Annotated in this window: 15 protein-coding genes; 3 read left to right on the top strand and 12 right to left on the bottom strand. The window is 56.5% G+C overall.

Annotated features, from left to right (window positions below; genetic code table 11):
* Positions 1-18: 18 nt before the first annotated feature.
* From ACERHN_RS00980 to ACERHN_RS00990, 3 genes are read left to right on the top strand one after another with little or no spacing between them, the layout of a single operon-like run.
* A complete protein-coding gene (locus ACERHN_RS00980) occupies positions 19-675 on the top strand; it encodes a hypothetical protein (protein WP_415918884.1) in 657 nt (218 codons plus the stop codon).
* A 2-nt stretch (positions 676-677) separates the two neighbouring features.
* Positions 678-998 (top strand): hypothetical protein, encoded by a 321-nt coding sequence (locus ACERHN_RS00985; RefSeq protein ID WP_415918885.1) that lies wholly within the window; start codon positions 678-680, stop codon positions 996-998.
* Positions 995-1,309 carry a hypothetical protein gene (locus ACERHN_RS00990; RefSeq protein WP_415918886.1) on the top strand — a complete coding sequence of 105 codons (315 nt, stop codon included), beginning with the start codon at positions 995-997 and terminating at the stop codon, positions 1,307-1,309. The genes ACERHN_RS00985 and ACERHN_RS00990 overlap by 4 nt, the downstream gene beginning before the upstream one ends.
* On the opposite strand, the gene ACERHN_RS00995 is transcribed toward ACERHN_RS00990, so the two are convergent.
* From ACERHN_RS00995 to rfbC, 12 genes are all read right to left on the bottom strand, one after another.
* Positions 1,306-2,136, bottom strand: a complete 831-nt coding sequence (locus tag ACERHN_RS00995; protein ID WP_415918887.1) for a hypothetical protein — start codon at positions 2,134-2,136, stop codon at positions 1,306-1,308. The genes ACERHN_RS00990 and ACERHN_RS00995 overlap by 4 nt on opposite strands.
* Before the next feature lie 53 nt (positions 2,137-2,189).
* On the bottom strand, positions 2,190-3,455 hold the full coding sequence (locus ACERHN_RS01000; RefSeq protein WP_415918888.1) for a hypothetical protein: 1,266 nt from the start codon (positions 3,453-3,455) through the stop codon (positions 2,190-2,192).
* A gap of 3 nt (positions 3,456-3,458) precedes the next feature.
* The gene (locus tag ACERHN_RS01005; RefSeq protein WP_415918889.1) at positions 3,459-4,568 is read right to left on the bottom strand and encodes a hypothetical protein; all 1,110 of its coding nucleotides are present in this window, start codon (positions 4,566-4,568) and stop codon (positions 3,459-3,461) included.
* Between the two features lie 42 nt (positions 4,569-4,610).
* On the bottom strand, positions 4,611-6,377 hold the full coding sequence (locus tag ACERHN_RS01010; protein ID WP_415918890.1) for an exostosin family protein: 1,767 nt from the start codon (positions 6,375-6,377) through the stop codon (positions 4,611-4,613).
* Positions 6,374-7,210 carry an FkbM family methyltransferase gene (locus ACERHN_RS01015; protein ID WP_415918891.1) on the bottom strand — a complete coding sequence of 279 codons (837 nt, stop codon included), beginning with the start codon at positions 7,208-7,210 and terminating at the stop codon, positions 6,374-6,376. Before ACERHN_RS01015 ends, ACERHN_RS01010 begins: the two co-directional genes overlap by 4 nt.
* Before the next feature lie 177 nt (positions 7,211-7,387).
* The gene (locus ACERHN_RS01020) at positions 7,388-8,134 is read right to left on the bottom strand and encodes a glycosyltransferase (protein ID WP_415918892.1); all 747 of its coding nucleotides are present in this window, start codon (positions 8,132-8,134) and stop codon (positions 7,388-7,390) included.
* A gap of 27 nt (positions 8,135-8,161) precedes the next feature.
* Positions 8,162-8,782, bottom strand: a complete 621-nt coding sequence (locus ACERHN_RS01025) for a hypothetical protein (RefSeq protein WP_415918893.1) — start codon at positions 8,780-8,782, stop codon at positions 8,162-8,164.
* 12 nt (positions 8,783-8,794) lie between these two features.
* Positions 8,795-9,463 (bottom strand): hypothetical protein, encoded by a 669-nt coding sequence (locus ACERHN_RS01030; RefSeq protein ID WP_415918894.1) that lies wholly within the window; start codon positions 9,461-9,463, stop codon positions 8,795-8,797.
* 850 nt (positions 9,464-10,313) lie between these two features.
* Positions 10,314-11,204: a glucose-1-phosphate thymidylyltransferase RfbA gene (rfbA, locus tag ACERHN_RS01035; RefSeq protein WP_415918895.1), complete on the bottom strand. Its 891-nt coding sequence runs from the start codon at positions 11,202-11,204 to the stop codon at positions 10,314-10,316.
* Entirely contained in the window at positions 11,201-12,037 is an 837-nt protein-coding gene (rfbD, locus tag ACERHN_RS01040; protein ID WP_415918896.1) for a dTDP-4-dehydrorhamnose reductase, read from the bottom strand. Before rfbD ends, rfbA begins: the two co-directional genes overlap by 4 nt.
* Positions 12,034-13,074 carry a dTDP-glucose 4,6-dehydratase gene (gene rfbB, locus ACERHN_RS01045; protein ID WP_415918897.1) on the bottom strand — a complete coding sequence of 347 codons (1,041 nt, stop codon included), beginning with the start codon at positions 13,072-13,074 and terminating at the stop codon, positions 12,034-12,036. The genes rfbD and rfbB overlap by 4 nt, the downstream gene beginning before the upstream one ends.
* Positions 13,071-13,631: a dTDP-4-dehydrorhamnose 3,5-epimerase gene (gene rfbC / locus ACERHN_RS01050; RefSeq protein WP_415918898.1), complete on the bottom strand. Its 561-nt coding sequence runs from the start codon at positions 13,629-13,631 to the stop codon at positions 13,071-13,073. The genes rfbB and rfbC overlap by 4 nt, the downstream gene beginning before the upstream one ends.
* Positions 13,632-13,645 lie beyond the last annotated feature (14 nt).

Genomic DNA, 13,645 nt, shown 5'->3' on the forward strand with positions numbered 1-13,645 from the left:
GCCGGTGCGGGTCACCAGTTGAAGATCAACAAGGATGCGGCGGGCGACACGGCCTCTCTTCTCTATCAATCGAACTGGATGGGCCACGCGGAAATGGGTCTGACCGGAAGTACGGATTTCCACATCAAAGTGTCCGCTGACGGTGCGGTGTGGACCGATGCGATGGTTTTTGACGGTGCGAGCGGGCAAGTTCAAGGAGCGGCCGTACAAGCCAGTGCCACGGACACCACGCCAGATCGATTGGCATTGACCGAGGGCACATTTGGTCCGGGTAGTGTTCTGGGCACAGTTGGGCTGAGCGGTGGCGTGCCCACAGGTGGCATTATTGAGCGGGGCAGCAATTCCAACGGATCCTATGTCCGCTTTGCCGATGGTACTCAGATTTGCACTGTTGATGGCTGGACCTTTTCGGAAGAAGCGTCCGGCATGCGGTTGGGCGGGGGAAACTGGATCTATCCAGCCGTGTTTTCGCAAACGCCCACGGTCACGCCATCGTTCAGCAATTCGGTCGGCACGCACTGGATTGGTACAAACACTCAGCACCGGGTCAGCATATTTGGCTGTGGTACGGCCACCAGTATGGCGGCAACCATGCGCATCTTTGCAGTGGAAACAACACCGTTTGTTCCGGGTGCCCAAGCCCTAGAAGTCCGTCTTTTGGCGATAGGAGTCTAGTCATGACCAATGCAACAACATCCATGCAAGTCACTTTTGCACCGATCCGTTCTCACGGTCGGTATGTTTATGAAAAGCAGGGCGATGCCCTCTGCTTTGATGGCGAGGTTTTTGATTTTTCGGCCTTACCGGACGGTGCTGTGTTGCCCTCGGAAGCGGTTGCGTCCGAAGCCGTTTGCGATGACGTGCGTCGCGAGGGTGGTGCCTTGCATGTGATGCTGCTATTGGCTCACGGAGCGGACGCACCAGCAGATTTGCGTTTTCCGGGCCCGGTTACCAGCACCGAAGACGGCCCAATCACCCCCCAGGAGGCACGGGCATGAGCAACATCGATTTTGATCAGGTCATCATACCTGCACAAAAAGCTGTTGAGGCCGCTGCCGCACGGAGCGCCGCAATCAAGGCGGATTGTACGTTCCGGATTGCTACATGTCTGGACTTGCACACGGTGATGAACCTGCATGGGGCTGCTCTTGCGGAGACATTGGACGCGGATCAAAGGGCTTGCTTTGCTGCTGCGCAAGGTTGGATACAGGCCATGCAGACGGCCTGCCGGGTGGCGATTTCAAATGGCGCTGATCCAGTTTGGCCGGTTCTGCCCGACGGTGTGGAGGCGCTGGCAGCGGAGTTCTAAGCGTCGTAGCGCAGCCGCGCGCACAGCGCATCATAGGCCGGACTTGTGCTGCGCATCTGCGCTACCTGGTCCGGGATTTCACGGCGTGTTCGTTGCGCGACCAATGGACCGGTACGTCCGCTATCGCCGGTCAGGGTGATTGCGGATATCAGGCTTTGCAGGTTGGGCCGGTACGCCAATTGCAAGTGTTTGCACAGTTCTTGCAAGGTACCTTCAGTGTCGCTTAGGAACGTCTCGTAGCTGATCCATGGCAAGCCTTCGTGCGCGTCCAGGAACGCCATGTAGCGGTTCGCATAATCCTGCAGGGTCCCGGGGTCGAAATGGGTGAATTTATTGTGCAGCAGCGATAAGTAGGAATCGAGCGGGTGGCGGACGGTTACAACCGAAAGGAGTGTGTACTGCGTTTTTAGAATGCTGCGCAGGTTCGGGCGGTTCGGTAAATACGATCCTGTACAATAATGAGAATGGGCATGGTCTCGGATCACGAGACGTTCACCGCGTTGCCGGGTCTTTTCATAAATGACCGCCAACCCCGCCAAGAATATTTCGATAAGATCTTCGTCGCGTGGTACCAATCCGGCATTGCGTTCAGCATTGCGATATTGCAGCGCCAGATCAAGTGGGCTGAATTTTGCCTTGGAAATAGTGCTGAGCGGATCAATTTCGCTGAGCACACGGGCGTTCGGCGTAGTTGCCAGAAATTTACAGATTAGCGTGCCGCCGGTACAGGCAAAGTGGTGAACCGTACGGATCGGCGCCACCGGCTCTTGTGTTTTGAGGTGGTCTTCAATCTGTGCGCGCAACTCGGCCTTCTGGTCCGGGTCCAAAAACCGGCGCTGAAGTCTTGTTTGCAAGCGTACGAGGATATCAGTAGGTTGGGTCACGGGTCTGTCTTGTTTCGGGTGGTTTGCGTGTGGGATTGCTCACGCCCTTGATCCCACGCGCGAATATGTTTGTCTGTTTTTGCCGGACCATTCGGAACGTCTAGCATGTTCAGCAGCTCTTCGACCAAACTATCGACAGCCAATTTCGAGCGATAGAGCGTCTCATACCGCCCCTGTAATTCCAGATGGTTTGATTGCAGGATCGCTTGGGATCGGATTGACATGGCCAGTTCTTGCTTGGCGCCTTCGGCGGCAGCTTCAGCGATCTGTAGACGGGCCGCCATGGCCACTTCTGCATCGGATCCGGGTGTAGCTTCGGGGAGCGGTGGCAACGCGCGAGCTTGGGTCAGAGCCTCTTGCAACGCATCGCATTGGTTGGACAATGCGGCGCGCGCCGCTTCGTCATTAGCAGAGGCTGCGCGTACGGCGGCAAGTTGTTTTTTCAGGTCGTCCCGTTCCGCTATCGCGTTTGCCAAGTCTGCTTCGCGCTGTTTCAGAGCAGCGCGTACGGCCACGGTCTCGGCCTGCGTGTCCTCGATATCCCGAGTCTTGGCGTCAAGCAGCGCGCGCATCTCGGCCATTTCGTCATCGGCCTTATGGCCGATCGCATCAAGCTGCGCCTGCATGTCGCGCAAGCGTTTGGTGCCGGGATCAAATCGGTAATGCGTTTTCTTCCAGTCAGGGTGTGCATTTAAATCCGCGTCCGTTTCAGCCACGGGAGCAAACCCCGTTTGTGTCAGAAGACCGGTGAAATCCGCAGTACCACGGTGTCCGACAAACAGCGGTTGCACTGGGTGAGTGAGGTAGATGTCGCGGAAGTTATCGAGATGGCCCGCAGCAGCAAACGCTGCGAGCAAGTCATATTCGCTGCCGGGCGTGTCGATGACCAGAATGTGCCCGCCACCCTCCGGCAGGCCGAGCGCTTGTATCAGCTCATCTGGGGTGAGCGTCTGTACTAGTGGTGATCCGGTGCGAATAGCACCCGGATAGGCGGCTTCGAGCTCTTCTGCCTCTGCAAATCCCGACACATCGAAAAAAGAATAGACAACGAGGGTCTGCATTCCGCCAGTTGGGGTGACGCCCTGCGCGAGGTGACGGACAAGGCCGGGATGGGCCTCGGACAGGGCGGTGAGATCCTCGGCAAGTTCTGGGTTGGGTTCTATCAGGTGGATACGGGCAGGACCAAGGGCCAGATACTGGTCAAGATCGCTGGCCAGACCCGCCCCTACATAGACAACGTGCGCATCGGTACGGCCGGTCATGGCTTATCCTCTCGAGAACCTGCGGCGCAGCGCCCGCAATGGTGCGGTGATCCGCCAAGAGCGGGAGGCGAGAAGTGCTGCCACATCGGCATCGCGGTCGCGGAGTTCATTTCGCAGCGTTTCATTTCTGCGCTGCGCGCTTTCAGCGTCGATCAGTGCATGACGCAAGGCGTCTTCGACCTGGCACATCTGCCCTGTCAGAGAGGCGTTTTCGTCGCGCAAGGCGGTGGTTATGGTCTTGGTCGCATCTGCCATTTTGGTGGCCATATGCAGTCGTGATTCGAGATTGGTAATCTGCTTTTGGGCAATGGCTGCACGGTCTTCGACGGCCTTGATTCGGACTTGGGTTTTTTCGACCATGTCGTCCTTTGCAGCCAGGCTTGCACTGGTGCGGCGGGCCTGGTCATCACGATCTTTAATCGCTATTTCCAGCGCTTGCTGTTCGGTGATCTGGGTGCGTATCTCGGCTCGCAAGCGGTTCAGCTCGACTTCCAGCGCATGCCTTTCCACTGTAGAATTGTTTTCGGTCGCTGAGAGCGAGGCCAAAACGGCGCCGAGATCGGGCGCCCCTGATCCGGTATATGGCGTGCTGTGCCAGCTCAGGGCAGCCAGTTCGGCGTCGAGCCGCCGAGCCTGAGCAGCGCCTCGCAGCATATGGGCGGCCAGAAACCGGTGCAACTGGCTGTGTGATTGTTCAATTCCAATGGCTCGGGGCGCGTCATTGCGGAAAAGGCATCCATAGCGAGCGGTCAGAGCACTTCGCAGGTCGTCTGGCGCCTCGGTCAGCTGTGCCAGTGACGTCGAAAACACTGCCCGGCGATACCTGCGCAAGCAAGTCAGGTGCGCGGTCGCTTGTTCTTGCCATTGTGTGAGGGCGGCATCGGGCGGCACGCCTCGAGCCAGAGTTGTTGCTATTGCGTCTGTGGCACTTTGGTAGACCATCAGTGCAATCTCGGAGAATTCTCCCGGATCCGGCGTAAAGCGGACCGGGCGTTCGAACCGACGTTCTGTACTGTCGAGCAGGCCAAGCAGTGTCTCGATATCGGCGCAAATCTCTGGGTTTTGCGAGACTATGACAAATCTGCGCTCGGAATGTGTTTCGATTGTTGTCATTGTCATGTGCCGTGTGCGGGGTGTACTTCGTTTCCAGTACGATCAGTCTAGAGCGAGGATGTCGTTTACAAAGTTCTTTGGCCCATATTTTTGCACCAGAAGATAGAGGGCTATTTGTTTGCGCGCCAAAGCGGCTGGGTCGTCGCGGAGGGCGCGCAACCGGTCGGGCAAGTCAATCAGGGCCTGCTGAGTTTCGGCGCAACTGACCGTAGCGAGGTCCCACAGTTCAAGGTCGCGCGGTGGCGCGTATTGGTCTGACAGCACGACAGGGATCGAACCCGCCAGTGCAGCCTCCCAAAGCCGAATCGAATTCGGGCCAGTGCCAGAGGGGCACAAGGTGAATAGTGATCGGTTCAAAAGCGCACGGAACTGTTCTGCTGCCGATTGGTCTTCGAGTTGTACGCCTTCAGGCGCGCGGTCGAGGATCTGTTTGTCGTAGACAATTCTTTGATAGTGCCACGCACTGCGATCAATGATTTCGCCTTCGGAGTCACTGGCCAGATGGTCAATGATCTGGTTACGAACTTGCGACAAATAAATGTCTGAAGACCGCGCACCTGCAAAGGAAAACAGTAGGGGCCGCGGTGCGTGGAGATCGGTAAAAGCGACCGGAACCTGTTGCACAGGATAAAGTGGGAACGGATGCACGGCGATGTCCGGCTGCCCCGGCATGTGTGTCATGTCCCGGCGGCAATGCGACCAGAATACGTCTGTCACGCCCGCACTGGTTAGAAGCTCCGTATATTCCGGCAGGCGAATGTGCTGGCATACCGTGATCACCCGGTCATATCCGGCAAGGGTCGTTCGAAAACGGGCCAACGGGACTTTCAGTGCGTCAGTCTTGGCGCTGCGATTGCGCGCATGTGTGCTTAGATCGATCAGCGTGGCCCATGGAAAACCCAGATAAGCGGTGCCTTCGGGCATTGTTTGACCAGCATCTGCGGCGGCAACCATACGCCTGTGAGCATGCTTTTCGGTGATGGCCGGGTATTGCCAATCGTTGTCATGGGCAAAGATGCGGCGGGCAGTGTCCGTAGCGGCGTCCCGCGCATCACGCCAGCGTTCAAGCGAACGATTGATCGTGGGCTTGGCATATTGGGCGGAGTTCAGGCTCCAGATTTCGATATCGAGCGGGGCAGGCGAAATCAGCGTTTCGCTGGGATGGACCATGGCCATGCCCCCCTTGATACTCGTGTCGCCGGTCTTGTCATAGTAGCGTAAACCCGTCTCGTGCACATGGATCGAGCGAATGTCGTAGAACGGGTTCACAACCGTATAGCCGTTGATCGAAAAGACATAGGCGACTTTGTTGTCGCACCGTGGCACACCAAGCGGGATGTCCAGAGCGCGTGCCATCTCTGGCGAGACAGGTACGCTGGGCAAAAAGGCCCAAGTATCTTGGGACCAGTGGGGATTGGGGTGTGGCTGCGGCGTGCCGTCGATCCAGTCATAGCGGCTGAGCGAAACAAAAGACGATGCCCGTTCGTCAAAAAGTGTCTGAAGGCGGGCGATATCGGCATCGAAATAAATGTCGCTGTTGGCCAAAACCGAAATATGATTGGGACATAGGTCGTGACTTTGACGCACCCAGTCCAGATATGTCGGCCGCTGTGACAGTCGCAAGACTCGCAGGCGGTCATCGTCAAAAGGAATTGTGCTGTTATCGTCCTGCAGCAGAAAGATCCGGTCAAACACATCACAATCGAGATTCCGGCGCAGACACGCCAAAAGCTCGTCCGCGCGGGATGCATCCTTGGGTGTATAAAAGGGCAAAAAAAGGGATATCGCCCGATCAGTGTGCGCGGTCATTGCAAAGCGGGATTTGTAAATAGTAGAAAGCCGTCATCAAACTTTATCTGGCCATATGGCGTCTGGTTGAGGCTATTGCGTTCGAAATTCATAGCCTCTACCCAACCCGCATCACGGAAAAGTGCCGCCAGATCGTCGTGTTTTTGCATATCTATGTGCGTCCCCACCATGATGGATTTCACATGCTCCGTGAGCAAGTCCATTTCGGCAGGGATCAGGTCATATTCCGCGCCCTGGATATCCACGTGCAAAAAGTCGACGGGCCCTGAGAATTTGTTCAACACCGTCTCAAGTATGACGCCGGGCACTTCGATGAAGGGTACATCACCGTATACAGCGCGCAGCGAGGCGCCGTAATTGACGTCGGGATTGTCGATAACCGGAAAGCGCAGCATGTCCGAGCTATTCGACGCGGCGCCAAAAATGGTGGACTGACTGCCGGGGTCGATCCCATTGTCCAGCATGTGGTCGCGCATCCATTCGTAGTGCTGAGGATCCGCTTCGACGCCTACAAGTTCTAGTGCTGTGATCTCAGGCTTTTGCCGGGCTGCTAACGCCGCAGATACCAACCAAGGCGCCCAGCCGGCCCCTAGTTCCGCCATGCGAAAGGTGCCTTGTGCTTTGTCGACCGCCCGTAAGGTAGCGATCCAGTCTAGATAATGTTCGTTCTTGGGTGGATAGCCCGGCGTGACTGCCTGACCCTCGGGCACAGCGTATTTGGTCCAGGCGCTTTTGAAGGCGACTCTGGTTATAGCCCCCACAAAATCATGCATATGCGCACCCGTTCCCGTTGTCGTGACGCGTTCAAAACGGTCAAAGATGGGATCGTGCATCAGAGTACCTTTCAACGTTGGGTCGAGCCCGTTTCTTGGCGGGTTGATGCTGAAACGTCAAGGATCGGCTCCATTTCGAAACGCTGTCGCGGTGCGCATCCGTAATAGGCATCGTGTGGTTTTAAGTGCATCGCAAGGCCGACTTCATGGCGAGCTCATGTTCTTCATCGACAGGGTTCATGCGTCGCGACCGCGTGGAGCAATGCCAAACTGTCTCTTGAGCTTACGTTTGTTTTTGAACGAAATTTGCATGGAGTTCTGGAGACTTTGATTGGCCAAATTTTTGTCGTGTATTGTGCTGGCCCAGAAGGGTGTGAAGCTGCGCAAAAATTTGACATGAGCGCTTTGGTCAATCAAATCGATATGCTGCGCGCAAAAGACGGTGCGTAGATCTTCGCTACGATCAACCTCTTCAACGTAACATAGGAAGGGGTTGTTGAAGTAGTTGTCGAAATAGAATGCATCCCCTAAGCAATCATAAATTGCTCCCCCGGGATAGCTAATAACTGTACCGGCGCGCGCTTCAGCGCTGGTGATTTTTGTGCTTCGCAATCTTTTGAAAAAGCCAGTATTTACCAAATCATCGGTGTCCAGCCGGCAGGTCAGGATACGCCGTGGAAATCCCAGGTCACTTAACGTATGACGAATAGAGCTAGGCAGGTCGCGGCCAGTGTAAGGGACAATTGTTACCGGCAACCCAGTCACACTGGCTGTCAACTCGTCCAGAAAATCATGCTCGCGGGTATCCACCATAATCAGCCATCGATCCGGCTTGTCGTAGCAGTTGCGCACGCTCTGCACGGTCAGACGTCGAAACAACTCGATCCGCCAATCCAGCCATGTTCGATAGTCTTCCGCACTCCTGCCTGCCCATATTGGATGCGGCAGGTTGAACCGTGAAACCAGAACCAGCGTTTGTTCCATGTGAAGGGGCCTTCGACAAAGTGTAGTTTATGGTTTGACCTTGGTCTGTTTTGGGTTGAAGTTCTTTCGGTCTTCTTTTTTGACCCATGCAGATGCACTTTTCATTGACCCATATTCCAAGACAAAGCAGTGGCGCAGTAGCGGTCGTTGGAAAATCTCAAAGACAGTTTTGCGGTTTTCAAACAAATGCTTATCTTCGTCAACCAAGGACGCAACATGCTCTGGTAACTTGTCCAGAGCATATTTGGGATAGCCTTTCGGTGAACCGCCACGCCACGCGATGCGTTCTTGAGATGCGAGTATTTCCTCGTTGAGACGCTCCATGAAAACTATGGCGATGTCATCGTATTTGGCTAGGTCTTGAAGCCATTCACAGGCATTCGGAAACTGAAAAACAAAACGTGTTTCGTTCTCAATTTTTTCGAAGAACCCGGCTTTGTTGCCTGGACCAACGGCGCTTTCGTCCAAATTTGGCATCGACATAGCGTCAGCAATTATTCGGCTGGCGATGGTCGTACCCGATCGTTGTGGCCCGGTTACAATAATTTTTTTAAACGCGTTGAGCCGTTCAAGAAGCGCGTCCAGGGTGATCGTGTTTTCGAGCTGCATCGGAGTTTCTTTCCAAAAAGCGCCTGGCGCGGCATTCACTGTAGTGCGCTCCTAGTCTTTGCGTATTATCCACGTCGCGCGCCTGGCTTCATAGTCAAAGCCATGGCGCTCGCAAAACTGCTTCACGGCTTTTTGCACCGGAAGGCCCTGATCTTTACCCCATGTCCAATCATCACCCCCCAGTGTCGCGTCGGGAAATAGTTCAAGCGCCACATTCAAATCAGCCAGACCTTTGTCGTTGTCGAAATAGATAAAATCTGGCGAAATCTGGCGGCCTTTGAGTTCGTACAGTTTTTCAGGTGACTTTCCTACGAGTGGAACAAAGCGATCCCTGTACCTTTGTAAGTTTGCCATCGATGACAGATACGGGCCGTGGGCCTTGAGACTGGCCGCAAAGGCATGTCGATCGTTAATCCCCTTGAAACAGGAGTCAAAAACCGGATTGGGGATATATCTTTCAATGATCTCGTGCCATTTGCCCTCCCAGGGATCTACCCCGATGACAATCAGGTCTGATTTGCTTTCCAGCCATTGCAGGACCGAGCCGCACAAAAAACACCCGAGTTCCAAGACCAGTTTTGTGTCGTTGGCGCGGAAATACTCGGTTAGCAAGTCGCGCCCTCCTCCGTCCAGCGAGAACCTGTATTCTGGCACGTTCGGAGTTTCCGGTGTCGGGTACGCCTGCATCAAAGCGCCGAGACCGAGATGCGCGTGAGGCATGTGGGTTTTTTCCTTCTAACTTCGGACAGACCAAGGCGATGTGCCGCAAGATGTTTATCCATGCTCACCGCCAGTTTGTGCTAATTGCCAGCAGTGAGGCATAGTGCCAGTGGTCATGTGCGTGTCCGCGACTCACCAAGGCCGTAACGGAACATAGTTCTAATATTCGGCGCGTGCTGTTTGCGGCACTGCAGCACGTTCCGCAATTTACATAGCATCATCTGCCACATGGTGTGATGTTCTACAATAGCGATTTCAAGACGCGACCGCTCGCGCTACAGAGTATGGAGTTTTTACGAAGTGCAATCCTAAACAGATGTGAGCCGTTTAAGATTGGCGCCGTATTCGGACTCGCCGAACAGTCGCGACCCTTCCATGAACGTGATCCACACCGTGCCAACCGCTCTCAAAGACGATCGTTTTGGGGCCATGCCACGCGTAACTCTGGCTAATCTCGCGCACTGACAAATATTCCTGTACGCGATACCTCCGCTCAAGGTCGTGATCACCTACTTGCCTTGGGCAAACGGTGTCATGGCTTGGGCGCGTTCCCTCACTGTCCCATCCAGAAAATACAGTCCCGTAACCTTGTGGATGGACGATGGCAAAACCGGTTTTTCGAGGGTCGTCGGATCAACCCCGCCTGAATGGCCTAATTTGTTTTCAGTGCATGATCGGCCTTTCGTCCAACTGAGCGATGTTTTTTGGGGGCGGGAGGGTGGTAACCTAATGCGACGTGAGGTCCCTGCACACAGATTATGCTGTGGGCAGGTTTGGCTCTGTATGTCATTCGTTCGTGCACTATGGCCGCCCGCGGGATTATGGCGGCGACGTTGCCCGCGCCATCAGCTTAATTTGCGGATAATGCCTTGAGGTACGCGCCATACCCGGTCTTGCCAAAAAGGCGGGCGCGTTTCAGCAATTGCTCCCGGTCAATCCAGCCTTGCTCAAACGCGATCTCCTCCGGGCAGCCGACCTGTTGGCCCTGTCTGTCCGACAGTGTCCGTACAAAATTCCCTGCATCCAGAAGCGATGCATGGGTTCCGGTATCGAGCCACGCATACCCGCGTCCGATCTGCTGAACATTCAGCAGTCCATCCGCAAGATAGGTCTCCAGCAATGAGGTGATCTCCAGCTCGCCACGTTCCGAAGGAACTACGGAGCGCGCGCGTTCGGGTGCAGACCCATCGAGAAAATAGAGCCCTGTGACGGCGTAGTTCGACGGGGGCACTGCAGGTTTCTCGACGATGGCCCGCGCCGTGCCATCTGCGTTGAAATCAACCACGCCATAGCGTTCCGGGTCCGCCACACGGTAGCCAAAAACAGTACCGCCGATGTCCTTGCTGTCCGCTTCCAAGAGGCGATCCGGCAACCCGTGCCCGAAAAAGATATTGTCACCCAGAACCATGGCAGATGGGCCACCGTCCAGAAAATCCTCGGCCAAAAGATAGGCCTGCGCCAGCCCATCAGGGCTGGGTTGTGTCACAAAGCTCAGCGACAGCCCCCATTGACTGCCGTCGCCCAACGTTCGCTGAAACTGGGCCTGATCCTGTGGCGTCGTGATAACGCAAATCTCGCGGATACCGGTGAGCATCAGCACCGACAGCGGATAGTAGATCATCGGTTTGTCGTATATCGGCAGCAGCTGTTTCGACACGCCCATCGTGATGGGAAACAAACGTGTGCCCGAACCACCAGCCAGAATGATGCCTTTGCGCGCGGTCTTTGAAAGTGCGGTCATGTCAGCTGCCTTACGATATCTTGGGTGGCCGCGCGCCAGTCGGGGCGCGCAATGTCAAAGGTGGTTTTGATCTTGTCGCAATTCAGCCGCGAATTCAGGGGCCGCGTTGCTGGCGTGGGATAGGCGCTTGTGGGGATGTTTTCGATGGCGACTTCGCGGCCCGCCGCTTTGAAAATATCGCGGGCAAAGTCGGCCCATGACGCATCGGGGGCACCGCTGAAGTGATATATGCCGCTGGTGTGCCGGGTAACGGACCGGGCCAGCATCAAACAGGCCTGCGCTATGGCGCGGGCCGGGGTCGGGCCGCCGATCTGATCGGCCACGATGGTCAGATGGTCCCGGCTCTCGCTCAGGCGCAGCATGGTTTTCAGGAAATTGGACCCATGCGCAGAAAACACCCACGACGTGCGCAGGATGGCATGCACGCCGCCGGCCTCTGTGACTTGGGCCTCGCCGCTCAGCTTGCTCTGCCCATAGACGTTTTGCGGCGCCACTGGATCGGTCTCGTGCCAAGGAACGGTGCCGCCCCCCGAAAAAACATAATCGGTCGAGATGTGCACAAACGGAATGTCGACCCTTGCCGCATGTTGCGCCATCACACCGACTGCAACCGCATTGACCGCATGCGCGACGGCAGGTTCCGCTTCTGCGGCGTCGACGGCCGTGTATGCTGCGGCGTTGATGATGGCTTTTGCTGGCGTGTCTGCGAGGAAAGCGGCCAGTCTGTCCGGCTGCGTCAGGTCAACCGTCTCGCGGCCGACACACTGCACCTCTGGATCAAGTCGCGCCAGTTCGATGGCGACCTGACCGGTTCTGCCAATGACGAGGATCATGCCTGGCCCAGTCGTGTGCCGACGCCATCCCGGTCTTGCAATGCACGCCACCAGTCTTCATGCGCAAGATACCACATCACGGTCAACCGCAGCCCGTCTTCGACAGTAACAGACGGACGCCAGCCCAATTCGGTCTGCATCCGGGATGGGTCAATCGCGTACCGGGCATCATGACCGGGCCGATCCGTGACAAATGTCACCTGGTCCGCATAGGACCCGCTGGCCTTGGGGCGTACCTCGTCAAGGATGGCGCACAGCGTCCTGACCAGTTCAAGGTTCGACCGCTCGTTCTCTCCACCGATATTGTAGTTGCGCCCGACAACACCGCGGTCCAGCACGGTCAAAAGTGCATCCGCGTGGTCCTCAACATAAAGCCAGTCGCGTACATTCGATCCGTCGCCGTAAACCGGGATTGGCTTGCCCGCGATCGCGTTCAGGATGACGACGGGCACAAGCTTTTCGGGAAAGTGGTAGGGACCATAGTTGTTGGAACAATTGGTGAGCAGAACCGGCAGGCCATAGGTTTCCGCCCACGCGCGGACCAGATGATCACTTCCTGCTTTGGACGCGGAATAGGGGCTGCGCGGATCATAGGCGGTGGTTTCCGTGAATTGCCCCTCGGGTCCGAGAGAGCCAAATACCTCATCGGTGGACACGTGGTGGAACCGAAATGTCTCCGGCTTGCCCTGCGCTGTCCAGTATGCGCGCGCGGCTTCAAGCAGGTGGAAGGTGCCCATGACATTGGTTTCGATGAACGTCGCCGGGCCATCAATCGACCGGTCCACATGGGATTCCGCAGCCAGATGCATCACCGCGTCCGGCGCGTGGCGCGCAAAAACGGCGTCCAACGCTGCGCGGTCTCTGATATCTGCATGCTCGAACACGTAACCGGGCGCATCCGCAACGTCGGCCACATTATCCAGGCACGCCGCATAGGTCAGTGCATCCAGGTTGATGACATCGTGTCCCCGCGCAACGGCAAGGCGTACAACCGCCGATCCGATAAACCCCGCCCCGCCTGTCACCAGTATCTTCACGATGCGCCGTCCCAGACAAAGGGGCTGTCGAAATCAGCCAATGCGGGGGCACGGGCATCCTTGTCCGACAGCACAGGCGATCCGACCAGCCCCCAGTCGATGCCACAACTGTCCCACGCCACGCCGCCATCGGCCTCGGGTGCATAGTAATCAGAGCACTTGTAGAGGATTTCAGTGTCGGGCGCGCGCGTGACAAACCCATGAGCAAACCCCGCAGGCACCAAAAGCTGTTTTCCGTTTGCCGCACTCAGCTCAACACCGACCCATACGCCAAAGGTGGGCGATCCGCGCCGAATGTCGACCGCCACATCGAACAGAGCCCCGTTTCCGCACCGTACCAGCTTGACCTGAGCATGCGGGGGCGCTTGAAAGTGCAGCCCTCGGACCGTGCCGACACTGCGCGAAACGGAGTGGTTCTCCTGAACAAAGTCTATGTCCAGCCCGGCCTGCTGCATCCGCTTCCGGTTCCAGCTTTCCGAGAAGAACCCCCGCGCATCTTGATGCCGGGTGGGGATCAGGATCTTGACCCCGTCCAGCCGCGTGTCCTCAACCTGCATCTGGTGCCTTTATT

It is taken from the genome of Tateyamaria rhodophyticola (assembly GCF_047777875.1).
Classification (GTDB): domain Bacteria; phylum Pseudomonadota; class Alphaproteobacteria; order Rhodobacterales; family Rhodobacteraceae; genus Tateyamaria.